This is a genomic window from Variovorax sp. OV329 (assembly GCF_900114785.1).
Classification (GTDB): Bacteria; Pseudomonadota; Gammaproteobacteria; order Burkholderiales; family Burkholderiaceae_C; genus Variovorax.
The window spans coordinates 277567-299421 of record NZ_FOUG01000004.1 but is presented as its reverse complement, the minus strand read 5'-3'; the positions used below and the strand labels follow the sequence as shown (position 1 = coordinate 299421).

General features: G+C 67.4%; 25 protein-coding genes. 18 read left to right on the top strand and 7 right to left on the bottom strand.

The genetic code is table 11. From position 1 onward, the window contains the following. Nucleotides 1–10: 10 nt before the first annotated feature. The 3 genes from BM345_RS08835 to BM345_RS08825 all read right to left on the bottom strand — a co-directional run bounded on the left by BM345_RS08835 (nt 11) and on the right by BM345_RS08825 (nt 2340). Entirely contained in the window at nt 11–487 is a 477-nt protein-coding gene (locus tag BM345_RS08835; RefSeq protein WP_093378019.1) for a carboxymuconolactone decarboxylase family protein, read from the bottom strand. Nucleotides 488–557: 70 nt separating this feature from the next. Continuing rightward, the gene (locus tag BM345_RS08830; RefSeq protein ID WP_093378017.1) at nt 558–1427 is read right to left on the bottom strand and encodes an RNA polymerase sigma-70 factor; all 870 of its coding nucleotides are present in this window, start codon (nt 1425–1427) and stop codon (nt 558–560) included. Nucleotides 1428–1482: 55 nt separating this feature from the next. Further along, nucleotides 1483–2340 (bottom strand): ferritin family protein, encoded by an 858-nt coding sequence (locus BM345_RS08825; protein ID WP_093378014.1) that lies wholly within the window; start codon nt 2338–2340, stop codon nt 1483–1485. A gap of 107 nt (nt 2341–2447) precedes the next feature. Here BM345_RS08825 and BM345_RS08820 point away from each other — a divergent pair, with 107 nt between their 5' ends. Further along, the gene (locus BM345_RS08820; RefSeq protein ID WP_093378012.1) at nt 2448–3065 is read left to right on the top strand and encodes a glutathione peroxidase; all 618 of its coding nucleotides are present in this window, start codon (nt 2448–2450) and stop codon (nt 3063–3065) included. Between the two features lie 303 nt (nt 3066–3368). Here BM345_RS08820 and BM345_RS08815 read toward each other — a convergent pair whose 3' ends face one another. After that, nucleotides 3369–3983 (bottom strand): glutathione S-transferase N-terminal domain-containing protein, encoded by a 615-nt coding sequence (locus tag BM345_RS08815; RefSeq protein WP_093378009.1) that lies wholly within the window; start codon nt 3981–3983, stop codon nt 3369–3371. An 88-nt stretch (nt 3984–4071) separates the two neighbouring features. Between BM345_RS08815 and purB the strand changes: the two genes are divergently transcribed. Both purB and BM345_RS08805 read left to right on the top strand, forming a co-directional pair. Beyond that, entirely contained in the window at nt 4072–5463 is a 1392-nt protein-coding gene (gene purB, locus BM345_RS08810; protein ID WP_093378007.1) for an adenylosuccinate lyase, read from the top strand. Nucleotides 5464–5545: 82 nt separating this feature from the next. Then, a complete protein-coding gene (locus BM345_RS08805; RefSeq protein WP_093378004.1) occupies nt 5546–6106 on the top strand; it encodes a YaeQ family protein in 561 nt (186 codons plus the stop codon). Between the two features lie 13 nt (nt 6107–6119). On the opposite strand, the gene BM345_RS08800 is transcribed toward BM345_RS08805, so the two are convergent. Next, nucleotides 6120–6425 carry a putative signal transducing protein gene (locus tag BM345_RS08800; protein ID WP_093378002.1) on the bottom strand — a complete coding sequence of 102 codons (306 nt, stop codon included), beginning with the start codon at nt 6423–6425 and terminating at the stop codon, nt 6120–6122. A 10-nt stretch (nt 6426–6435) separates the two neighbouring features. Then, nucleotides 6436–6873, bottom strand: coding sequence for a DUF3717 domain-containing protein (locus BM345_RS08795; protein ID WP_093377998.1), 438 nt, complete (start codon nt 6871–6873; stop codon nt 6436–6438). A gap of 456 nt (nt 6874–7329) precedes the next feature. Here BM345_RS08795 and BM345_RS08790 point away from each other — a divergent pair, with 456 nt between their 5' ends. Genes BM345_RS08790 through BM345_RS08780 form a run of 3 tightly spaced genes read left to right on the top strand, consistent with a single transcriptional unit; the run spans nt 7330 to nt 8981 of the window. Then, complete coding sequence (locus BM345_RS08790; RefSeq protein ID WP_093377995.1) at nt 7330–8070, top strand: TerC family protein; 741 nt, start codon at nt 7330–7332, stop codon at nt 8068–8070. 24 nt (nt 8071–8094) lie between these two features. After that, entirely contained in the window at nt 8095–8580 is a 486-nt protein-coding gene (locus BM345_RS08785; RefSeq protein WP_093377993.1) for a hypothetical protein, read from the top strand. Between the two features lie 53 nt (nt 8581–8633). Further along, nucleotides 8634–8981, top strand: a complete 348-nt coding sequence (locus BM345_RS08780; protein ID WP_093377990.1) for a phage holin family protein — start codon at nt 8634–8636, stop codon at nt 8979–8981. Nucleotides 8982–9002: 21 nt separating this feature from the next. On the opposite strand, the gene BM345_RS08775 is transcribed toward BM345_RS08780, so the two are convergent. Next, nucleotides 9003–10580, bottom strand: coding sequence for a M48 family metalloprotease (locus BM345_RS08775; protein ID WP_175544948.1), 1578 nt, complete (start codon nt 10578–10580; stop codon nt 9003–9005). Nucleotides 10581–10656: 76 nt separating this feature from the next. Here BM345_RS08775 and moaC point away from each other — a divergent pair, with 76 nt between their 5' ends. The 12 genes from moaC (at nt 10657) to BM345_RS08715 (ending at nt 21853) form a co-directional block, all read left to right on the top strand. Beyond that, on the top strand, nt 10657–11151 hold the full coding sequence (gene moaC / locus BM345_RS08770) for a cyclic pyranopterin monophosphate synthase MoaC (protein WP_093378409.1): 495 nt from the start codon (nt 10657–10659) through the stop codon (nt 11149–11151). Nucleotides 11152–11308: 157 nt separating this feature from the next. Continuing rightward, on the top strand, nt 11309–11770 hold the full coding sequence (locus BM345_RS30730; RefSeq protein WP_093377985.1) for a type IV pilin protein: 462 nt from the start codon (nt 11309–11311) through the stop codon (nt 11768–11770). Further along, entirely contained in the window at nt 11707–12348 is a 642-nt protein-coding gene (locus tag BM345_RS30075; RefSeq protein ID WP_302847506.1) for a GspH/FimT family pseudopilin, read from the top strand. Before BM345_RS30730 ends, BM345_RS30075 begins: the two co-directional genes overlap by 64 nt. Continuing rightward, complete coding sequence (locus BM345_RS08755) at nt 12345–12815, top strand: type IV pilus modification PilV family protein (protein WP_093377980.1); 471 nt, start codon at nt 12345–12347, stop codon at nt 12813–12815. Before BM345_RS30075 ends, BM345_RS08755 begins: the two co-directional genes overlap by 4 nt. 13 nt (nt 12816–12828) lie before the next feature. After that, nucleotides 12829–13986: a PilW family protein gene (locus BM345_RS08750; protein WP_093377977.1), complete on the top strand. Its 1158-nt coding sequence runs from the start codon at nt 12829–12831 to the stop codon at nt 13984–13986. Then, nucleotides 13983–14630 carry a pilus assembly PilX family protein gene (locus BM345_RS08745; RefSeq protein ID WP_093377975.1) on the top strand — a complete coding sequence of 216 codons (648 nt, stop codon included), beginning with the start codon at nt 13983–13985 and terminating at the stop codon, nt 14628–14630. Before BM345_RS08750 ends, BM345_RS08745 begins: the two co-directional genes overlap by 4 nt. A gap of 22 nt (nt 14631–14652) precedes the next feature. Continuing rightward, nucleotides 14653–18243 (top strand): pilus assembly protein, encoded by a 3591-nt coding sequence (locus tag BM345_RS08740; protein ID WP_093377973.1) that lies wholly within the window; start codon nt 14653–14655, stop codon nt 18241–18243. A gap of 184 nt (nt 18244–18427) precedes the next feature. After that, on the top strand, nt 18428–18913 hold the full coding sequence (locus BM345_RS08735; protein ID WP_093377971.1) for a type IV pilin protein: 486 nt from the start codon (nt 18428–18430) through the stop codon (nt 18911–18913). A 4-nt stretch (nt 18914–18917) separates the two neighbouring features. Continuing rightward, nucleotides 18918–19553, top strand: coding sequence for a GspH/FimT family pseudopilin (locus BM345_RS08730; RefSeq protein ID WP_175544947.1), 636 nt, complete (start codon nt 18918–18920; stop codon nt 19551–19553). Further along, a complete protein-coding gene (locus BM345_RS08725) occupies nt 19550–20002 on the top strand; it encodes a pilus assembly protein PilV (RefSeq protein WP_254789651.1) in 453 nt (150 codons plus the stop codon). Before BM345_RS08730 ends, BM345_RS08725 begins: the two co-directional genes overlap by 4 nt. A gap of 1 nt (nt 20003) precedes the next feature. Continuing rightward, the gene (locus BM345_RS08720) at nt 20004–21179 is read left to right on the top strand and encodes a PilW family protein (RefSeq protein WP_093377963.1); all 1176 of its coding nucleotides are present in this window, start codon (nt 20004–20006) and stop codon (nt 21177–21179) included. Beyond that, entirely contained in the window at nt 21176–21853 is a 678-nt protein-coding gene (locus tag BM345_RS08715; protein WP_093377961.1) for a hypothetical protein, read from the top strand. Before BM345_RS08720 ends, BM345_RS08715 begins: the two co-directional genes overlap by 4 nt. The last annotated feature ends 2 nt before the right edge of the window (nt 21854–21855 follow it).

The window sequence follows — 21855 nt, the reverse complement described above, 5'->3', positions numbered from 1 at the left end:
TACGGCGCGCTCAGGCGGGCTGCAGCGCCCTGGGCACCACGGGCATGCGCATGCCCACGCCCATGCGGTTCCAGGCGTTCATCAGCGACACCACCAGGCTCAGCTCGGCGATCTCGCGGTCGTCGAAGTGCGCCTTCAGCTGCTCGAAGTCGGCGTCGGGTGCGTGGGTGTCGGCCACCTGGGTGAGGCTCTCGGCCCACTGCAGCGCGGCGCGCTCGCGCGCGTCGTACAGGCCCACCTCGTGCCAGGTGCTCAGGCTGTTGACGCGCTGCAGGTCCTCGCCCATCTTGAGCAGGTCGCGCGCGTGCATGTCCACGCAGTAGGCGCAGCCGTTGATCTGCGACACGCGCAGCTGTACCAGGTCGATGAGCTTCTTCCCCAGCGTCGAATCCGCCAGGGCCGCGGCCACGCCGCCCATGGCCTTGTAGGCCTGCGGGGCCAGCTGGTTCCAGGGCAGGCGTGCCTTGGTGTTGATCTCGTTGGTCATGATGGATGTCCTTTCTTTCGTTGACATCCACAAGACGGCCCAGCGGTGCGCGTTGTGACAACGGGCCGGCTCAGAGCGGCCGGACGTGCAGCAACTTGTCCGGGTTTCGCTGCGAGTGGATGCGCAGGATGCGCTGCCCGTCGGTCTCGAAGGACTGCACGGATTCGAGCACGCCGTCCACGTAGCGCAGCAGGCCGGGCACGCCGTTGACCTCGGCCAGCACCATCTGCAGCGAGCCTTCGGCGCGCCGCGCCACCGCGTAGTAGAGGTGCGCCAGCCGGTCGCGCCCGCGCAGCACCTTGCCGAAGTTGGGCACCTTGCCGCCGCCGTCGCCCACCAGCTCGACCTGCTCGGACAGCAGGGCCTTGATCTCCTTGAGGTCGCCCTTCATCGCGGCCTGCGCGAAGCTTTGCAGCAGGCGCTCGTGCGTCGCGCGGTCGACCGGAAAGCGCGGGCGCTCGTCGCGCAGCTGCTCTTTCGCGCGGTGCACCAGCTGGCGGCAGGCGGCCTCGCTCTTGACCAGCACGCGCGCGACCTCGTCGTACTCCGCGTCGAAGACCTCGCGCAGCAGGAAGGCGGCGCGCGCCTCGGGCGTGAGGCGTTCCATGAGCGCGAGAAAGGCGACCGACAGGTTGTCGGCGCGCTCGAGCAGCTGCTCGGGCGAATCCGGCGAGTCGCTCACCAGGGGTTCGGGCAGCCAGGTGCCGACGTAGTGTTCGCGCCTCACCTTGGCCGCGCGCAGCCGGTCGATGGACAGCCGGGTGACCACCGAGACCAGCCAGGCCTCGGCACTCTGCAGCGCGTCGGTGGCGCTTTCGTGCCAGCGCAGCCAGGCGTCCTGCACCACTTCCTCCGCCTCGGCGACGGAGCCAAGCATGCGGTAGGCGATGCCCATCAGGCGTGGGCGCAGGCGATCGAAGGTCTGGGTGGCGGCATCCATGCGTGCAAGACGTCCGGGGATGCCGCTTTGTGACAGGGCACGAAGCCCCGGGCGATCAGGCGCCCTGGTAGGCCGTCTTCGGCGCCAGGTTCGCCGTGATCTCCTTGCGGTAGCGATTGAGTTCCTGCACCGTCTTGAAGCTGCGGTTCATCAGCAGGCTCAGGTTGTGCAGGATGCGGTCGCCGACCTTGGTTTCCCACACAGCATCGAACTTGATCTGCTTGTCCAGCCAGTGCTCGAGCCAGTCGGGGTCGGGCATGCGGCTCTGGATCGTGTCGTTGGGGAACAGCGCCTTGTTGACGTGCAGGTTGGTCGGGTGCAGCGCCTGGGCCGTGCGGCGGGCGCTGGCCATGAGCACGCCCACCTTGGTGAAGGCGGCGCGGGCCTCGTCGCCGAACTTCTCCATGGCGCGCTTCATGTAGCGCAGGTAAGCGCCGCCGTGGCGGGCTTCGTCCTGGCTCAGCGTGGTGTAGATGTGCTTGATGACCGGCTCGGTGTGCCATTCGGCCGCCCGGCGGTACCAGTGGTTCAGGCGGATCTCGCCGCAGAAGTGCAGCATCAACGTTTCCAGCGGCGGGGCCGGGTCGAAGTCAAAGCGCACCTCGTGCAATTCCTGCTCGGTGGGCGCATGCTGCGGGGCGAAGCGCTTGAGGTATTCCATCAGGACCAGCGAGTGCTTTTGCTCCTCGAAGAACCAGATGGACATGAAAGCGGAAAAATCGCTGTCGTGCCGGTTGTCGCGCAGGAACATCTCGGTGGCCGGCAGCGCCGCCCACTCGGTGATGGCGTTCATCTTGATGGTCTGGGCCTGCTCTTCGGTCAGGCGGCTGGCGTCGAAGGACTGCCAGGGGATATCCCGATCCATGTCCCAACGGACGGATTCGAGTTGCCTGAAGAGTTCCGGGTACAGCATTTTGGTTCTTTCTTAAGCCAACGGATTCTAAACTGCCGCATTTGTCCCGCCTGCAGAGGGCACCCGAATTTGAGGTGCATTGCGCATGACGGGCAGGAGACACAGTCATGAGATCTTCATTTCGCCTTTTCCTCGCCGCCTCCCTGGTGGGGCTGGCCGGCGTCGCAGGCCTGGCTCATGGCCAGCAGCCTGCCTCGCCTGCCAACCCGGCCGCCTCGTCGGCAGCCTACCCCGCCGGCTGCCCGCCGCTGCTGCGCCAAAGCTACGACCGGTTGCAGGACGAGAAGCCGCAGTCGCTGTGTCAGTACGCCGGCAAGGTGCTGCTGGTGGTGAACACCGCCAGCTTCTGCGGCTTCACCCGTCAATACGAGGGGCTGGAAGCCCTGGACCGGAAATACCGCGCCAAGGGCCTGGTGGTGCTGGGCTTTCCGTCCAACGACTTCTCGCAGGAGTCGGGCAGCAACAAGGAAGTGGCGGATTTCTGCGAGAACACCTTCGGCGTGAAGTTTCCGATGTTCGTCAAATCGTCCGTCCGAGGGCGCGACGCCAACCCGCTGTTCCAGGCATTGGCGCGCCAGACCGGCACCACGCCCAAGTGGAACTTCTACAAGTACATGGTGGGCCGCGACGGCAAGGTGGTAGCGGCCTATTCCAGCCTGACCGAGCCGGATGACCGCGACCTGCTGGCCACCTTGCAGAAGCAGCTTGCCGCGAATCCACAGTAACCGGATGCAAGTAAGCATTCGCCAACTGACAATCAAGTATCAATTGCTTACCAGCCAATCGGGAACCGTCAAAAGATTGCTGCCTCATACTAGCAAGCAGCAAGTCTGCGCACGGTTTTCGTGCCGCGAAGTCTTCTGGGCCATTTTCGCCCGGTCGAAATCCTGAGGCGACTCTTCTCCTCCTCCCTCCCTCCCTCCTTCGTTTCGGGGCGCTTCGCGGCACTTTTGTATCCATGGCCTTCCATAGGCCGGCAATGAAAAAGGCGCCTTGCGGCGCCTTTTGCTTTTTGCGTGCGGACGGCTTCAGCTCGGCTGGGTGTCGGCGAAGCTGGGGCGCTGCAGCAGCTTGTCGTGGAGGCGGCCGAGGTTCGGGTATTCCTCGCGCCAGTCGATCTGCGGGAAGCGGAACGAGACCCAGCCCAGGGCGCAGCCCACGGCGATGTCCGAGAGGCTCAGGTGGATGCCGCTGCAAAAGGGCTTGTCGCCCAATCCCTTGGACATGGCGCCGATGCCGCCCAGCACCTTGGCGCGCTGGCGGTCGATCCAGGCTTGGCTGCGCTCGCCGTCGGCCCGCTTGGGCCAGGTGGCTTCCATTCGCCAGAGGATGCCGGCGTCCATCACGCCGTCGGCCAGGGCTTCCCAGGTCTTGACCTCGGCGCGCTCGCGGCCCTGGGAGGGAATGAGCTTGCCCACCGGCGACAGGGTGTCCAGGTACTCGACGATGACGCGCGAGTCGAACATGGCCTCGGACCCCTCCATGACCAGGCATGGCACCTTGCCCAGCGGGTTGGAGTGGCCGATGGTGGTCTCGTCGGACCAGACGTCTTCGAGGATGAACTGGTAGTCCAGGCGCTTTTCGGCCATCACGACGCGGACTTTGCGTACATAGGGGCTGGCGGTGGATCCGATCAGTTTCATGCGGGTTCTCTTCTCTCCGGTACGTCTCTTTAGCGCTTTGATTCTAGGGGGAACGCCGGATGCCGGGCCCGCAACTTAAAATTGGGGGATGAGTCTGTCCACTGTTTCCGCCCTGTCTCCCCTCGACGGCCGCTACGCCGCCAAGCTCGCCGCCCTGCGGCCTTTCATGAGTGAGCAGGGCTACATGCACCGTCGGGTCCAGGTGGAGGTGGCCTGGTTCATCGCCCTGTCCGACGCCGGCTTCGACGAGTTCAAGCCTTTGTCCGGCGGCGCCCGCAAGTACCTGCTGGGCCTGGTGGCCAATTTCTCCGAGGCCGACGCCAAGGCCATCAAGGAGATCGAGAAGACCACCAACCACGACGTGAAGGCGGTGGAGTATTGGATCAAGTCCAAGTTCGAGGCCCGGCCCGAGCTGGAATCGGCGGCCGAGTTCGTGCACTTCGCCTGCACCAGCGAGGACATCAACAACACCAGCCACGCCCTGCAGATCAAGGCGGCGCGCGAGAGCGTGATCCTGCCCGCGCTGGACGGCATCCTGGCCACCCTGCGCACCATGGCGCGCGACTTCGCCGCCGTGCCCATGCTCTCGCGCACCCACGGCCAGACGGCCAGCCCCACGACCGTGGGCAAGGAAATCGCCAACGTGGCGGTGCGCCTGGCCAAGGCGCGCGAGCAGATCGCCTCGGTGCAGCTGCTGGGCAAGATGAACGGCGCGGTGGGCAACTACAACGCCCACATCGCCGCCTGGCCCGACTTCGACTGGGAAGGCTTCAGCCGCAAGGTGATCGAGACGCCCGCGCCGCTAGGCCTGGGCCTGACTTTCCAGCCCTACAGCATCCAGATCGAGCCGCACGACTACATGGCCGAGCTCTTCGATGCCGTGGCGCGCGCCAACACCATCCTGGTCGACTTCTCGCGCGACATCTGGGGCTACGTGAGCCTGGGCTACTTCAAGCAGCGCCTGAAGGAGGGCGAGATCGGCTCCAGCACGATGCCGCACAAGGTCAACCCGATCGACTTCGAGAACGCCGAAGGCAACCTGGGCCTGGCCAACGCGGTGCTGCGCCACCTGAGCGAGAAGCTGCCGATCAGCCGCTGGCAGCGTGACCTGACGGACAGCACCGTGCTGCGCAACATCGGCGTGGCCTTCGGCTACGCCACCCTGGCCTACGCCAGCCTGGCCACCGGCCTGGGCAAGCTGGAACTCAACCAGGAAGCGCTGGCCGACGACCTGGACGCCTCGTGGGAAGTGCTGGCCGAGCCCATCCAGACCGTGATGCGCCGCTTCGGCGTGCAGGGCGCCTACGAGCAGCTCAAGGAAGTCACGCGCGGCAAGCGGGTGACGGCCGAGGCGCTGCACGGGCTGATCCGCTCGCTGGAAATTCCCCAGGCCGAGAAGGACCGGCTGCTGGCCATGACGCCGGGCAGCTACATCGGCAAGGCGGCCGAGCTGGCCCGTCGGATCGACGGCTCGAATTAAGCCAGCTGCACGGCGGCGCGCCGAGCGAAAGCCCGCGCGCCCTCCTCCCTTTTTCATTTTGGGCGCCACGCCCTGCCGCCCCATGGCCCTCAAGTCCACCATCTTCAAGGCGAACCTCGCAGTCGCCGACATCGACAATGCCTACTACGCGGACCATGCGCTGACCCTGGCCCGCCACCCCAGCGAGACCGACGAGCGGATGATGCTGCGCCTGGTGGCCATGGCCTTCAACGCGCACAAGCTGCAGAGCGTGTGCGCGGGCGACGGCACGCTGGGCTTCGGCGCGGGCCTGTCGAATCCGGACGACCCGGACGTCTTCCTGCGCGACTTCACCGAGCGCATGCGGGTGTGGATCGAGGTCGGCCAGCCCGAGGAGACGCCGCTCACCAAGGCCTGCCGCAAGGCCGACGAGGTGCTGCTCTACGCCTTCAGCCACTCGGCCGAAGTGTGGTGGCGCGGCATCGAGACCAAGCTCACGCGCCTGTCCAACCTGCAGGTCTGGCGCGTGCCCAGCGAAACCGCGCAGGCCCTGGGCCAGCTGGCCGAGCGCAGCATGCAGCTGCAGGCCACGATCCAGGAAGGCGTGCTGATGCTGGGCAACGGCCAGCGCAGCATCGACGTCGAACCGCTGCGCTGGAAGTAATCCGGCGCCTGCCTCAGTCGGCGGGCATCATGGCGCCGCAGTGCCAGCATTGCTCGAAGCCGCCCTCCACCAGTTCGCCGCATGCGCATTGCCAGCGGTGCTGGGGCGGCTGGCGCAGTTCGGCCAGCAGCGCCTCGGCCTGCGGCAGGTGCTCGTCATCGTCGATCCAGATTTCCGGCAGGCACTGGTCGGGCGGCAGCTGGCCGGCCGCGGCCGCAAGGAACTCGCGCTGCACCGAGGCGGCAATGCCCTGGCTGCGCAGCGCATCCGCCCAGAGCGTAGCGATCGCCAGGTTGGGAGCTTGGTCCAGTCGCCGCACGGGATGCCCTTCAGTCCGGGGACGGCTGGGCGCCCAGCCGGTCGGACTCGCGCGCTCGCTCGGCATATCGGTTGAAGCGCCAGGCCGTGTCTTCCATGGTGATGCGCCGCCAGGTGGCGCGCTTCTCGGTGGGCGACATGGCGGGCCAGTGCTGGACTTCGTCGAAGCTGCGGCCGCAACCCTTGCATTCGTCGTCGCCCTGGCTGGTGGAGCAGATGGCGATGCAGGGCGTGTCGGGGGTGGTGTGGTACCAGGTCTCCCAGGCCTCCCAGGCCTTGGCGGGAAAGCCGGATTCGTCGGCCTCGTCCTCGTGGTGGAAGACCATGAGCGCGTACACCTCGGCCAATGCGCGGATCTCCGCGGCCAGGGTGACGCCGTCGGGCGAGGGTTTGCGCTCGCGCCAGTAATTGATGGCGGCCTCGATGTCGGTGATGTGGATGGCGGCCATGTGGAGAAGAAAAGCTGGGCGCGAATGATAAGTCGAGCGGCTGCCCCGAAACTTGTTGCTCCTGAATCAATAGCGGCAATGCCAGTGCTGGCGCGGGTTTCGAAAGCCTTTTTCTTGAATCCGGCTGATTTTATTTCTTGCGCGCCCGCTTTTCCGATGCTCTAATCCATTCTTCCGAAGGGGAGTAGCTCCCGTCCGGGGCCTTCGAGCATGAAGGCAACGGATATCGGCAGGTCGTCAATACGGAGCGTTGCGCTCCCGGCCTGCTGGGTTGGCCGCACATTGGCGGGAGACCGAGCGAGACCTTCGATTTGAACCTGCGCCAGGTTTGGTCGAAGTGCTGCCCTTTCGAAGCCACCGAATTTTCATCCGGTGGCTTTACGGCGATCACTCCAGTCGACCCGGCGCAGAACCGAAAAGCATCTCGTCAAGTCACTACAAACGGAGTTTTCTTTCATGGAATTCATGAGCGCCCCCTGGTGGTCTGCCCTTCTGGCCATCATCCTCATCGACCTGGTGCTGGCCGGCGACAACGCCATCGTCATCGCCCTGGCCGCACGCAGCCTTCCCAAGCATCTCCAGAAAAAGGCCATCGTCTGGGGCACGGTCGGCGCGATCGTCGTGCGCTCCGTGATGACCATCGGCGTCGTCTGGCTGCTCAAGGTCCCCGGGCTCCTGCTGGTGGGTGGCCTGGGCCTGCTGTGGATCGCCTACAAGCTCATCGCCGACGGCGGCGACCATGAAGAACACGGCGTGGGCGCCACCACCTTCTGGGGCGCCATGAAGACCATCATCGTGGCCGACGCGCTGATGGGTGTGGACAACGTGCTGGGCGTGGCCGGTGCGGCCCACGGCGCCTTCGACCTGGTGGTGATCGGCCTGCTGATCAGCGTGCCGATCGTGGTGTTCGGCAGCTCCATGGTGCTCAAGCTGGTGGACCGCTTCCCGGCCATCATGTACATCGGCGCCGCGGTGCTGGCCTTCACGGCTGCCAAGATGATCGTGTCCGAGCCCTGGCTGTCCGACGTGTTCGGCACCAAGGAAAACCCTGCCACGATGGTGCGCTACGCAGTGGAAGCTGGCTGTATCGTGCTGGTTCTGGGTCTGGCCTGGCTGGCCACGCGCAGGAAGCCGCAGCGTGAAGAGCCCGCCCAGATCGCCGCTGCCGCCGCGCAGGAGCCGTCGCGCGAGCATTGATCCCCACGCCAACGAAAGAACGCCTTGGAAACCATCATCCTGTTCGTCGACGATGCAGCCTACGCCCGCGATCAGCTGAGGCAGCACGTGCCGACCGACCCGGCGCCGACCGGCGAGGTGCACTGGGTGCTGGTCGCCTGTGCGCCGCGCATGACGCACCGCATCAGCAAGTGGGTGAGCCACAGCGCGCGCGAGAACTGGCGTGCCAAGTGGTTCGCCAAGACGCAGGAGCAGATCGTGCCCCTGCTGAGCCTGGCCGGCAGCCAGGTCACGCCGGTGCTGGCCAAGGGCCCGCTGAACGAGCTGACCCGCGAACTCAAGCTGCGCCACGGCGCGGCCGCCACGGTGGTCGATGCCCGCCGGCCCAAGGTGGGCGTGCCGCTGGAGCCATTGGCGCCGGCGCCGGCAGCCAGCCCTTCCGCCTCCGCACCGGCGCGCTGGAAAGGCGCGCTGGGCGGCATGGGAGGCATCGGCGCCCTCTTCGTGCTGGCGCTGCAGTTCGGCGAGTGAAGCGCCCGGCCGGCTGACGCCGGCCGCTCACGCACCGGTGCTATCCTGCGCCGATGCGACTCATCCTCAAGTGGCTCCTCAGCGCCGTCGCGCTGCTCGCGGTGGCCTACGTCTACAGCGGCGTGCAGGTCAGCAGCTTCACCTCGGCCCTGATCGCGGCGGCGGTCATCGGCCTGCTTAACGCGGTGCTCAGGCCGGTGCTCGTGATCCTCACCCTGCCGGTGAGCATCGTCACGCTGGGCCTCTTCCTCTTCGTGATCAACGCGCTGATGTTCTGGTCCGCCTCGGGCCTGCTCAGCGGCTTTCACGTGAACGGCTTCTGGGCCGCCCTGCTGGGCTCGCTGATCTATTCGGCCCTGGGGCTGATCATCGACGCGGCGCTGTCCAAGTCACCCGGCTGAGCTTCGCCCGTCGGGCCGGCCTCATCGGGGCTGGCCGCGCTCGTCCTGCATCTGCTGGCGGATCAAGCCCTCGATCTCGCGCTCGCGGCTGTCGATGATCGACGCCTCGTAGTGATCCAGCGGCGGCAGCCCCGGCTTGCCTTCGGCCATCTGCCGCGCCAGGTCCTGGGCGGCCTTGAAGCGGTCGCGCGCGGCCGGGTAGTCGAGCATGGCCACGTTGGACTCGGCCTCGGCGCGCAGCGCGCGCAAGGGCTCGTTCTGCGCGTTGTACAGGTTGGACAGCAGGCGCCAGGCGCCGGCGTCGCGCGGGTCGCGCGCCACCCGGTCGCGCAGGCCCTGCACGACCGGGGCCTGCTGCGCCGGGGTCTGCCGGGTCGCCACCGCCCACTGTGCGGCCTGGAACTGCTCTGGGCGTTCCTTGGCCTTGGTGTCGATCCAGGGGGTGGCGCGGGCGGGCGTTCCGGCGATCAGTTCCACTTCCGCCGACAGCAGGCGTGCCAGGCGAGAGGCGGACGCATCGCCGTTCGTGCGGGTCACCAGCCGTGCGGCCAGCGCTCGAGCCTGCTCGAAGTCGCGCAGCTGCGCCGCCGACAGGGACGCCGCATACAGGGTGCCGGCCTGCTGCGCGGGCGAGCCCTTGTCGAAGTCGGTGCTGCCCGCCGCGTCGACCCACAGCCGAAGCTGGTCCACGCCGCCGCGCGCCAGCACGCGGGCGCGGGCCGAGATCATGGCGTGGTCCATGACCAGCGGAAGCGCGGCATGGTTGCCCGCGCCGAGCTGGGAGCGGGCCTGCATGTCTGCAATGCGCTCGGAGGTCAGCGGGTGGCTGCGAAGGTAGGGATAGGAGCCGTTGTCGTTCAGGCGCGAGGCGTACTGCAGCTTCTCGAACATCGCGGCCGCACCCTGGGGCGCGTAGCCTGCCTGCGTCATGACGCCGAAGCCCACGCGGTCGGCCTCGCGCTCCATGTCGCGGGAGAAGCTCAGCTGCGAGTTCATGGCGTAGGCCTGGGTGCCCATGATCATGGCCTGGCCCAGGTCGCCGCCGCTGCGGCCACCGCTGCGGCTGGCGGCAATGGCACCCAGGATCATGCCGGCCAGCATCCAGGGCGTCTGGCGCGACTGCTTGTCCAGCATGCGCGCGATATGGCGCTGGGTGATGTGCGAGAGCTCGTGGCCCATCACGGTGGCCAGCTCGTCGCGGCTGCCCACCACCGCGATCAGGCCCAGGTTGATGCCCATGTAGCCGCCGGGCAGCGCGAAGGCGTTGATGTCGCGGTCGCGCATCAGCACCACGCGCCAGGCAAAGCGCTCCTCCATCTCGGGTGAGAGCTCGCCGCGGGTGCGGGCGGCAGCCATCAGCTTCTGGAAGATGGACTGCACGTATTCCTGCAGCACCGGGTCGTCGATGTAGGCGTTGTCGCGGTACAGCTCACGGCCGATGCGATCACCGAGCTGGCGCTCGGCCGAGATGGTCATCTCGCCGCCGTCGCCCATGCCGGGAAGCTGGGCGCGCGCCACGGGCGGCAGCAGCAGCTGGGCGAGCACCAGCAATGCGGCCAGCAGGGTCTTGCAGCAGGAAATCAAGGTCGTGCGCGGCATGTTCGGATCATCGCCCATCGGCGGGAGTGTCCGCCTTGCGGAACGTATGATCGACTTTCGTGTCCATCCCGCATCCATGAGTTCCCTCACCCACTTTGACGAACACGGCCAGGCCCACATGGTCGACGTCGCGGCCAAGCCCGCCACCCACCGCATAGCCATTGCCACCGGCCGCATCGAGATGTTGCCCGATACCCTTGCCCTGATCGAATCGGGCAGCGCCAAGAAGGGCGATGTTCTGGGCGTCGCCCGCATCGCGGGCATCCAGGCGGCCAAGAAGACCAGCGACCTGATTCCCCTGTGCCACCCCCTGGCGCTGACCCGCGTGGCGATCGAATTCGCGACCCAGCCCGGCGACGAGGCGGCCGGCTCGCTGCCGCAGGTGCTGTGCATGGCCACGGTGGAAACCGTGGGGCCCACCGGGGTAGAAATGGAGGCCCTCACCGCCGTGCAGGTCGCCCTGCTCACGGTGTACGACATGGTCAAGGCGGTGGACCGCGGCATGACCATCACCGGCGTGCGCGTGCTGGAAAAGCATGGCGGCAAGTCGGGCAGTTTCGTCGCCGACTGAAGCGATGCCGGGCCCCTCGAGCGGGCGCACGTCAACGACACCTGACGAACGGGCCCCTCCCCTCGCCGAGTGGCGGTTGAGTCACGGGTGCTGCAGTGACATTCTTTGCGAATCGTCAGTGCATGGCGCTCGCAACGCCCCCAAGGGATGTCGACGCATGGCAGTTGTTTCCAGGTGCTTCGGTCGGGCTGCGGCAGCGAGCCGCGGCTTCACGCTGGTCGAAGTGATGATCGTGGTCGCCATCGTGGCGCTCCTGTCGACGATCGCCTACCCCAGCTACACCGACTACCTGCGCCGCGGGCATGCGCAGGAGGCGCCGGGAACGTTGCTGGCCTACCGGGCGAAGATGGAGCAGTACTACCACGACAACCGCAGCTATGCGAACGGCGCGGCCTGCGCGGTGCCGGTGCCGACGACCCCGGAGACGGAGTATTTCAGCTACAGCTGCAGCATCTCGGGCGGCGGCCAGGCCTACACCGCCACGGCCACGGGTGCGCAGCGGCTGGTGACAGGGCTGGCCTACAGCATCGACCAGCTGGGCAACCGCAGCAGCACCTGCACCGGCTGCGCCTGGAACTTCAGCGGCGTGCAGGGCACCTGGGTGCTGCGCAAGCCCTGAGCCCGCGCCGGCGCGCCGCCGGCTTCACGCTGGTGGAACTGATGGTGACCGTGGTGCTGGTCGGCATCCTGGCCACGCTGGCCTATCCGAGCTTCTCCAGCTTCATCCAGAACGGCCAGATCCGCGCGTCGGCCGAATCGGTGATGAGCGGCCTGCAGCTGGCGCGCGCCGAATCGATCCGTCGCAACGAGGTGGTGGAGTTCCGGCTGCACAACACGCTGCATGGCGCCGCCGTGCCGGGCGGCACCGACTGGTCGGTGCTGGTGGCCCTGCCGGAGACGCCGACGGTGTTCGACCAGGTGGTGCAGGCGCGCCAGGAGGACTCCAGCAGTTCGCTGGCCCGTGCCGGCGTGGGCAGCACGGCCGGCGCGGCGAGCGCGGCGCCCGGTGCCGGCCTCCCGGCGAACATCGCCTTCACCGGCATCGGGCGGCTGAGCATCGGAACAGCGGTGCGGCAGATCGACGTCACCGGCCCGGGCCAGACACGGCCGCTGCGCATCGTGCTCGACCCCGGCGGCGACATCCGGCTGTGCGACCCGGCGCTGTCCATTGCCATCAACCCGCAGGGGTGCGCATGAATCGCCGCCGCCATGCCCCTTCGCGGACCCAGCGCGGCGTGATGCTGATCGAGGCGCTGGTGGCCATCGCCATCTTCTCCTTCGCCATCCTGGGCATCGTGGGGCTGCAGGCCACCGCCATCCGGGCGGTGCGCGACGCCGACTACCGCGCCAAGGCCAGCCTGTTCGCCAACCAACTGGTGGGCCGCATGTGGGTGGACCGCTACAACGTGCCCACCTATGCGCTCAATGCCGACGTCACGAGCACTTGCCCGTCAGGCAGCAACAGCAGCGCCAACCCGGCGGTGAACGAATGGCTGGACAGCCTGGGCAGCGCCGACAACCCGGGCGCCCTGCCCGGCGCCGCGCAGTTGCGGCAGAAGATCCTCGTGAGCGCGGACAACACCGTCTCCCTCACCCTGTGCTGGCAGGCCCCGCAGGACGCCGCGCCGCACAACTTCACCCTGACGACGCAGATCCAGGGCTGAACGGGCACATGCCATGCACGCGCAACGCATCCACCACTACCGCGCCGCCTGCCACCGGGGCTTCAGCCTGGTCGAGATCATGGTGGGCATGGTCGTGGGCCTGGTGGTGGCGATCATCATCTACCAGGTGGTGTCGACCAACGAGGCGCTGAAGCGCACCACCACCGCCGGCGCCGACATCCAGCAGAACGGCATGTTCAGCCTGTCCACCATCGAGCGCGACGTGCGCGCCGCCGGCTGGGGCATGCCCACCGCCGACGTGATGCCTTGCGCGCGCTACTTCAGCTACTACGACGATGGATCGGGCAGCGGCGCGGTGCCCGATTTCACCGGCGCGCCGGTTCGCATCGTGGACGGAGGCAGCGCCCCCGGCGCATCGGACGGCATCGTGGTGCTGTGGGGCAGTTCGGTGCGCGCCAACGTGCGCAATCCGCTCCTGCAGACCGTGACCGCCGTGCCCAACGGCGACCCGGCCAAGCTCTATCCGGTGAGCGCGGTGGGACAGTCCACGGTCGGGGGCTTCGCCTGGCTGACCGACGACCGCAACGACTGCGCGCTGGTGCGCATCACCGCCAGCGTGGCCAATCCCGCGAGCCCGGATACAGTGATCCTCTCGCACGACCCGGTCGCGGGCACGGCATCGCAGGCCAACTACAACCCCCCGGACGGTGCCATGGGCGCGCTGGCCTGGCCGGCCGTCTTCGACACCAACCCGCGCATCCACGACGCGGGCGCGCTCATGCAACGCAGCTACCGGGTGGCCAACGGGTCGCTGATGGCGCAGGACCGCTTCAGCAACGGCGCGCTGGTGCAGGTGGCAAGCCACGTGGTGGGGCTGAAGGCGCGCTACGGCATCAGCGACGCGGGCAGCCAGGTGGTGACACAGTGGGTGAGCGCCACGCTGGGCCCGGCGGGCAACTGGGCGCTGCCCACGCCTGCCGATGCCAAGCGCATCAAGGCGATCCGGCTCGCGGTGGTGGTGCGCAGCCCGCTGCGGGAAAGGCCCGACCCGGCCACCGGAACCTGCAACATCACCAGCACCGCACCCGCGACCTGGCCGGACGGCCCGGCCATCGACCTGAGCAGCGACCCCGACTGGCGCTGCTACCGATATCGCAGCTTCGAGACGGTGGTGCCGCTGCGCAACGTGCTGTGGGCGAACCTGTCATGAGACGCGCACCCTCCCATGCCGCCCAGCGCGGCTTCATCGTCTACATCGCGCTGATCGCGCTGCTGATCCTGTCGCTGGCGGCGCTGGCCCTGCTGCGCACCTCGGACACCGCCGGCGTGATCGCCGGCAACCTGGCCTTCAAGCAGGCGACCACCGGCGCCGCCGACACCGGCGCCGAGCGCGCCTTCAGCGAACTGCCTGCCCTGGCATCTGCCGACGCGGACGTGCCGGGCAAGTATTACCGCCTGATGCAGGCGGTGGATGCGAACGGCGTGCCCAGCACGGTCGACTGGTCCAGCGTGCCGTGCTGGGGCGCCACCGGCACAGCGACCCCGGTCTCCTGCACCGACGCGGCGAGCTACCGCGTGCAGTACGTCATCGAGCGCTTGTGCACAGTCGTGCCCACGCCGGGCGAGGCGGCTGCGACGCTGGCGGCCAAGTGCGTGTCGGGTGCGCCCTTCGCCAGCGCCGGCGGGGCGGGCGCCGACAACAGCAGCCATGCGCAGACCACGCATGTGTTCGGCGGCGCCGGCGGCGTCTCGCCGCTGCGGCCCACCATCCACTACCGGGTGACGGTGCGTGTGCAGGGGCCGCGCAACACCGCGAGCACGGTGCAGACGGTGGTGGAGTTGCCATTTGGCTGATGGACGGACCAGGAGCGCCCTCATGCAGCAGGAATCGACCGCCAGGCGCAAGGCCCTCCAGCGAGCCATCGTCCTGATCGCATCGGGCGCGATGCTGCTGCAGCCGCTCCGGGCGCACGCGGCATCGACCGACTTGGCCGACGTGCCGCTGCTGGTGCAGACCGGCGTCAAGCCGAACGTGCTGTTCACGCTGGACAACTCCGGCAGCATGGGCTGGGGCTCCATCACCGGGAGCGACGCGCACGGCGAATACACCTCGCCCTACGACGACGCGGTGCGCGCGGGGCAGTCGCCCGGCATGCGGAGCACCACCGGCGCGAAGAACCGGCGCGCCTACTATTCGCCCAGCTACAACCGGCAGTACTACAACCCCGCCATTACCTACCTGGCGCCGGTGGAGTTCGACGGCGGCGCGCCGGGCTTCCTGTCCGCCATGGGCGACAGCCTGCCCGCCGCGGCACGCATCGATGCCTACCTGGATGCGCGGCTGCTCGACCTGACCGAAGCGTGCTGGAGCAGCTCGACGCCACCAGCCCTTCCGCGTTTCAACGCCGGCGACTTCACGCAAAACGGCAGTTGCGCCAACGCGCCCGACGTGGTGCGCAACACCGAGTACCAGCGCTATTCCTTCTTCTACCGCTGGCGCGGCGTCGGCACCGAGGACGGCAGCGCGGCGCAGGACTCGGACAGCAACTACGACCGCGTCGAGATCCGCAGCAGCACCAGCACCTACCCCAAGGCCGCGACGCGCACCGACTGCGGCAACGCGTCGGCCACGAGCTGCAGCTTTGCGCAGGAGAGCCAGAACTTCGCCAACTGGTTCAGCTACTACCGCACCCGCATGCAGAGCGCCAAGACCGCGCTGGGCCTGGCTTTCTCCGCGCTGGACGCGAAGTCGCGCGTGGGCTTCTCGACCATCAACAACAACGCGGGCCAGGACAACGACAGCGGCGCCAACTTCGTGCCGCTGGCCGATTTCGACAGCGCCCAGAAGCAGCGCTGGTACGACCAGCTCTACGGCATCCGCCCGACGGGTGGCACGCCCCTGGTGCCGGCGCTGGACCGCGCGGGCCGCTACTACACCAGCGGCAGCATGCCCGGCGCGGCCGGTGCCGCGTCGCGCAGCGACACGGTTCCCCTGAGCTGCACGCCCAACTACACCATCCTGTCCACCGACGGCTACTGGACCTCGCGCGGCAGTGTGTCGGTGGGCGACACCGACCGTACGGTGCCCGACCTGCCCGCCAACGTGTACGCCGACCCGGCGACCGGCGCTGCCCGCAACGACCCGATCGCCGGCGTGCCACTGGTGGCCGGGCAGGACTTTCCTGCGCCCTTCTTCGATGGCACAGGCACCTCTGACTCGCTGGCCGACGTCGCCATGCGCTACTGGATCCGCGACATGACCGGCAACTCGGCGGGCAAGGTGCAGGCCACGCCGGGCGATCCGGCCACCTGGCAGCACATGGTCACGTACAGCATCGGCCTTGGCGCCACCGGCACCCTGAGCGCGCCCCCGGCCGCCGGTAGCACCTGGCCCGTGCCGCAGCCCGGCACGGCCACCGCCATCGACGACCTCTGGCATGCGGCACTGAACGGCCACGGGCAGTACTTCAATTCCTCCGACCCGGAGCGCCTGCGCACCTCGCTGGGCAGCATCCTGGACGACATCGTCAACCGCACCGGCTCGGCGAGCGCGGTGTCGGTGAGCAACCCCAGCCTGCTGCCCGGCAACAACCTGGCATTTGCCGCCAGCTTCAACTCGGGTGCCTGGTTCGGCGACCTGGAGGCATTTCCGGTCGACCTGCAGACCGGCGTGCTGTCGGCCACGCCGCTGTGGTCGGCGCAGGCGCGGCTGGATGCGAAGCCGTCGGCCAATCGCTACGTCGCCAGCTTCAACGGCACAGCCGGGGTGCCCTTCACCGCGACGGGCCTGGGCGCAGGCAAGGCCGCGCGCCTGAACTCGCCCGGCGTGCCGCCCGGCCCATCGGACAACGCCGCGGTGATCGCCTACCTTCGCGGCGACCGCAGCGGCGAGGCCGTCGCCGGCAGCACCTCGCGGCCCTACCGCGGCCGCGCCCATGTGCTGGGCGACGTGGTGGATGCCGAGCCGGTCTACGTCACCGCGCCGCGCGCCAACTACACCGACCCGGGCTATGGCGACTTCAAGACCGGCCCGGCGGCCAGCCGTGCCAAGGTGGTCTACCAGGGCGCCAACGACGGCATGCTGCACGCCTTCGATGCCGCGAGCGGCGAGGAGCTGTGGGCCTACGTGCCGGGCGCGCTGGTCGATGCGCCGCTGTCGAGTGCGCGGCCGGGCACCAGCGCACTGGTGGGCCTGACCCAGCAGGGGCTGTTCCAGCACCGCTTCTATGTGGATGGCACGCCGACGGCCACCGATGTGGATTTGTCCAACACCGCGCTCAACCAGCCCGCGCCGCCCTCGCCTCGATGGGCGACGCTCCTGGTGGGCGGCTTGGCCAAGGGCGGGCGCGGCTATTACGCGCTGAACGTGACCGACCCCGCCGCCGGCAACGACGCCGAGGTGGCCGCCAAGCTGCTGTGGGAGTTTCCGAACGCGGGCACCAGCGCCACCACGCGCAACAACATCGGCTTCAGCTACGGCGTGCCGCTGAACGTGAAGACGCGCGCGGCCGGCTGGGTCACGCTGGTGAGTTCGGGCTACAACAATGGCGACGGCACGGGCGGCGACGGGCAAGGCCACCTGTTCGTGCTGGACACCGCCAACGGCCAGGTCGTGCGCGACCTGCAGACCAGCGCCGGCACGCCCACCACTCCCAGCGGCCTGGCGCGCATGAGCGCCTTCCTGGTCAACCCCGGCAGCGACGACACGGTGGACTTCGTCTACGGCGGCGACCTGCTGGGCAACGTGTGGAGATTCGACCTGTCGGGCGCGACCACCGGAAGCTGGAACGTCACCCTGCTGGCCACCCTGGTCGACAAGAGCGGCGTGCCCCAGCCCGTCACCGCCGCGCCCGAGCTGGGCGTGGTGAACGGCAAGCGCGTCGTGTACGTGGGCACCGGCCGCTACCTGGGCCCCAGCGACGTGCCGGGCGCACCCGGTGCCAGCGCCAGCGCGACGCAGCAGCAGTCCTTCTACGGCCTGATGGACGACATGTCCGGCGCGCCCATCGCTGCGCCGCTGCGCGGCCAACTGGTGGCCCAGAGCGCCACGCCGGCGCCCAACGGCGAGATCAACATCACGACCAACCCGGTGAACTTCGCCACCAAGCGGGGGTGGGTGCTGGATTTCGCGCCTTCGCCGTCGGGTGAGCGGAGCGCCACCAGCCCGGTGCTGTTTGGTGGGGTGCTGAGTTTTACGACCAACACGCCTTCGGCTGATCCGTGCAAGCCGGGGGGCAGCAGCAACCTGTACTTCCTGAACTACAGCAACGGTGGCGCCATTCCCATGCTGGCGAGCCGGTATGTGGGGGATGTGCTGGCGAGCCGGGTGCAGCCGATCGGGCTGCCGGGCGGGGGCACCAAGATTCTGGTGAGAACCTCGGAGGGTGGGACACGCACCTTCGGAGTACAGGTGCCCGCTTCCACTGCACCGACGCGCGTGATGTGGCGCGAAGTCGCCCGCGACTGACCGCACCAGCGTTTCCCGCACGGGGCGCCAGCCGGCACCGAACGCTGCGAGCGGCGCCCCGAACGCATTAGTTCACATCTGCCGGCATCTCGCCGATCGGCGGTCCGAATCCGTCGATAGACGGTTGTTTCCAAACGTCACTCATGTGTAACAGTCATTTGTATCAATTTGCAAGACCTTGCCTATGCTCTGCTCCATCCATGCCCCTGCCAAAGCGAGCCTCCGACGCGGCCAGCATTCGCGCGGTTTCACCCTGATCGAAGTCATGATCGTGGTCGCGATCATCGCGATCCTGGCTTCCATCGGCGTGCCCGCCTACTCCGACTACGTTCGTCGTGGCCAGTTGCCGGAGGCGTTCAGCGCGCTCGCGGATTTCCGGATGAAGATGGAGCAGTACTACCAGGACAACCGCAATTACGGCGCCGGCGCGACCTGCGCGGACGACGCAACCGCCAATAGCTGGCATGACTTCACGGCGACGGCTCATTTTCGCTACGAATGCGTCGCTGCCAACAACGCCCAGACTTACACCCTCACCGCCATAGGCAACAGTGGCCAAGCGGTTGGCCATACCTACACCGTCAACCAACTAGGCTCGCGGAGGACGACGCGGTTCAGGGGGAACGCTGTTGCGCAAGACTGCTGGCTCACCCGAGACGCCACCTGCTGACGAGGTGCCGCCCATCATGCGCATGCAACGGCAACGCGGCTTCTCAATCATCGAGATTGTCGTCACCCTCGCGGTCCTCGGGATGATTCTGATGGCCGCCGGGCCCAGCATCGGCACGTGGATGGACAACACGCGCATCCGCAACACCGCACAGGCGCTGCAGGAAGGCTTGCAGATGGCCAGAGCCGAGGCCGTACGGCGGAACCAGGCGATGTCGTTCTACCTGGTTTCACTGACCAACCCAGGCGCGATGGACAACAGCTGCGCACTGTCCAGCACCAGCGGGTCGTGGGTCGTCGCCGCCAGCTCTCCAGCGCTGAGATGCGCCACCGCCCCATCCAATGTGGGTGCACTCCAGATTACTGCTACGCGCACGTTGAACGATGCCGGCGGCCGGGTCGCGGTCAGCGGGCTGCAGGCCGACGGCGCGACCGCCGCTAATACCGTCACCTTCAACGGCTTCGGACGAGTGACGAACACCACGCCCATCGCGCAGATCCAGGTCACCGGCACCGACCCCAATGCGACCTATCGCAACCTTTGGGTCGAGATCACCTCAGCAGGCGCCGTCCGCATGTGCGATCCCAAGATCACCGACGGCAACGACCCACGCAAATGCACCAGCAACCCGACGCCATGAGCGCAATTGCCACACACCGTCCAGTCACTTCGCGCGCCAGTCACGCACGGGCGCACATCCGTGGCATGGCGCTGCTCGAAGTCTTGGTCGCGCTGCTGATCTTCATGCTTGGCCTCCTTGGACTGATCGGACTGCACGGCGTGATGACCGCCACCCAGACGGATTCCAAGATCCGCGCGGATGCGGCTTACCTCGCCACTGAAGCTGTCGGCCGCATGTGGTCCGACATGAACAACCTGACGGGCTACGCCGGCGACGCCAACTGCAGCGCCGCCAGCTGCACCGAGTGGCGCGCGAAGGTCGCCAAGATCCTGCCGAGCGGCGGCGCCGCAATCACGGTCGATGAAGCCTCGGGCGACGTTTCCATAACGCTCACGTGGACCACGCCCAAGGGGGGGAGCCACAAGTACCAGACCCTCACCACCATCCTCTCCAAGGCGGCGGGCTGACATGCAAACGACACTTCCCTTTCGCCTTCCCGATATGCGTGCGTTCCCCGCAAGAGGCTTCACCCTCGTCGAGCTCATGATCGCCCTGGCGCTGGGCCTGCTGACCACCCTGGTCATCACTCAGGTGGTCGTCCTCACGGATAGCAAGAAGCGGACTCTCACCATGGGCACCGATGCGCAGGTGAATGGCTCGCTATCGCTCTACACGATCCAGCGTGAGATCCAGATGTCCGGCTACGGCGCCATCAACGACCCCGGTGCCATGGGTTGCCCGATCAAGGGCGAGTACAAGGAGCCGGGCGTACCGGAGGAAACCCCTGGGGTCGCGTTCAATCCCGTGCTCGCGCCCGTAGTGATCACGGACGGCGCGAACGGCATGCCGGACACGCTCACCATCATGCAGGGCCGCAAGTCCTCGTTCTCTGCGCCGATGTTGGTCATGAGCCCGCATCTCAAGACGAATGACTTCTTCATCGTCAAGTCGTCATTCGGCGCCGCCGCAGGCGATCTGATGATTGTTGTTCCTGCGGACAATGCGTGGAGTTCGACCAACTGGTGCACTGTCTTCAGCGTGACGGACGACGGGGCTGCAGCGCCCGGAACGGACACGACGCTGGGGCCGAAGCGCGTGCCGCATACCTCCGGGACGAGCGCCTGGAATCACAGTGAGCTCTTCCCTGACAGGTACGAGAAGAACAGCTACCTGCTGAACCTCGGCACCATGGCCCACAACACGTACTCGGTCGACGGCGCATTCAACCTCATTGCCATGTCCCGCACCGCAGGCGCCGCCGCCAGTGCGTCCACCGCGCTCTACCCCCAGATCGTGAACCTGCAGGCGATGTACGGGAAGGACACGACCCTAGATGGGCAAGTCGACACCTACGACACCACCACGCCTGCTAACGCCTTGGAGTGGCAGCAGGTCCTGTCGATTCGCCTCGCGGTAGTGGCACGCAGCGGGCAATACGAAAAGGACGAAGTCACCCAGTCCGCGCCCTTGTGGGATGTCGGGGCAGGCTCCGCCATTGCAGGAACCGAAAACTGCGGAACAAGCAAATGCCTGCGCATCAAGATCGACCACGTCCCCGAATGGAAGCATTACCGCTACAAGGTCTACGACACCATCGTCCCGTTGCGAAACGTGCTTTGGAACTCTGCGACAGCCGCCCCATGAACCACATCAGCCCAAGCCGCGATCAGCGCGGCGTGTCCCTCCTGTTTGCGCTCCTTGCATTGGTTGCGCTGTCGCTGGCCACGCTAGGACTGGTACGCAACATCGACACGGGTGCGCTCGTGATGGGGAACATTGGCTTCAAGCAAGACGCGGCAGTCGCAGGCGACCAGGCGACGCGCCGGGCGATCGAATGGCTCAAGACCAACGCCGCGACACTGGACGCCGACCTTGCCAACAGCGGCTACTACGCCAGCACCAAGGAGCGCAACGCGAACTCCACCGTGACGCCTGTGGACGTCACGGGGCAGCAGCAGGTCACCAACAACTCACGCAAGCTGATCGACTGGGACGGAGACACGGAATGCAACTTCGCGCCCGGAGGCACGTTCGCCAGCTGCGCTTTGCTGACCGCCGACGGCGGAACGATCAACGGGAACCGGACCCGCTACGTCATTTTCCGTCTGTGCGACGTGGCGGGCGACTCGAATGACGAGATCAACAACAGCTGCGCCAAACCCTTGACAAGCGGAAGCGGCGCGTCTGGACGAGGCTCCCTCGGCTACGGCGGGAAGCGCTTCGAAGCGGCGACCGGCCCCTACTACCGCATCGTCGTTCGCGTGCTCGGCGCCCGCAACACGACCGCCTTCATCGAAACCATCATGCATTTCCAATAGTG

Excerpts from the sequence above, each read along its gene's own strand:
- BM345_RS08835 (WP_093378019.1), bottom strand. The coding sequence starts at position 487 with ATGACCAACGAGATCAACACCAAGGCACGCCTGCCCTGGAACCAGCTG.
- BM345_RS08830 (WP_093378017.1), bottom strand. The coding sequence starts at position 1,427 with ATGGATGCCGCCACCCAGACCTTCGATCGCCTGCGCCCACGCCTGATG.
- BM345_RS08825 (WP_093378014.1), bottom strand. The coding sequence starts at position 2,340 with ATGCTGTACCCGGAACTCTTCAGGCAACTCGAATCCGTCCGTTGGGAC.
- BM345_RS08820 (WP_093378012.1), top strand. The coding sequence starts at position 2,448 with ATGAGATCTTCATTTCGCCTTTTCCTCGCCGCCTCCCTGGTGGGGCTG.
- BM345_RS08815 (WP_093378009.1), bottom strand. The coding sequence starts at position 3,983 with ATGAAACTGATCGGATCCACCGCCAGCCCCTATGTACGCAAAGTCCGC.
- purB (WP_093378007.1), top strand. The coding sequence starts at position 4,072 with ATGAGTCTGTCCACTGTTTCCGCCCTGTCTCCCCTCGACGGCCGCTAC.
- BM345_RS08805 (WP_093378004.1), top strand. The coding sequence starts at position 5,546 with ATGGCCCTCAAGTCCACCATCTTCAAGGCGAACCTCGCAGTCGCCGAC.
- BM345_RS08795 (WP_093377998.1), bottom strand. The coding sequence starts at position 6,873 with ATGGCCGCCATCCACATCACCGACATCGAGGCCGCCATCAATTACTGG.
- BM345_RS08790 (WP_093377995.1), top strand. The coding sequence starts at position 7,330 with ATGGAATTCATGAGCGCCCCCTGGTGGTCTGCCCTTCTGGCCATCATC.
- BM345_RS08780 (WP_093377990.1), top strand. The coding sequence starts at position 8,634 with ATGCGACTCATCCTCAAGTGGCTCCTCAGCGCCGTCGCGCTGCTCGCG.
- BM345_RS08775 (WP_175544948.1), bottom strand. The coding sequence starts at position 10,580 with ATGCCGCGCACGACCTTGATTTCCTGCTGCAAGACCCTGCTGGCCGCA.
- moaC (WP_093378409.1), top strand. The coding sequence starts at position 10,657 with ATGAGTTCCCTCACCCACTTTGACGAACACGGCCAGGCCCACATGGTC.
- BM345_RS30730 (WP_093377985.1), top strand. The coding sequence starts at position 11,309 with ATGGCAGTTGTTTCCAGGTGCTTCGGTCGGGCTGCGGCAGCGAGCCGC.
- BM345_RS08755 (WP_093377980.1), top strand. The coding sequence starts at position 12,345 with ATGAATCGCCGCCGCCATGCCCCTTCGCGGACCCAGCGCGGCGTGATG.
- BM345_RS08750 (WP_093377977.1), top strand. The coding sequence starts at position 12,829 with ATGCACGCGCAACGCATCCACCACTACCGCGCCGCCTGCCACCGGGGC.
- BM345_RS08745 (WP_093377975.1), top strand. The coding sequence starts at position 13,983 with ATGAGACGCGCACCCTCCCATGCCGCCCAGCGCGGCTTCATCGTCTAC.
- BM345_RS08740 (WP_093377973.1), top strand. The coding sequence starts at position 14,653 with ATGCAGCAGGAATCGACCGCCAGGCGCAAGGCCCTCCAGCGAGCCATC.
- BM345_RS08735 (WP_093377971.1), top strand. The coding sequence starts at position 18,428 with ATGCTCTGCTCCATCCATGCCCCTGCCAAAGCGAGCCTCCGACGCGGC.
- BM345_RS08725 (WP_254789651.1), top strand. The coding sequence starts at position 19,550 with ATGAGCGCAATTGCCACACACCGTCCAGTCACTTCGCGCGCCAGTCAC.
- BM345_RS08720 (WP_093377963.1), top strand. The coding sequence starts at position 20,004 with ATGCAAACGACACTTCCCTTTCGCCTTCCCGATATGCGTGCGTTCCCC.
- BM345_RS08715 (WP_093377961.1), top strand. The coding sequence starts at position 21,176 with ATGAACCACATCAGCCCAAGCCGCGATCAGCGCGGCGTGTCCCTCCTG.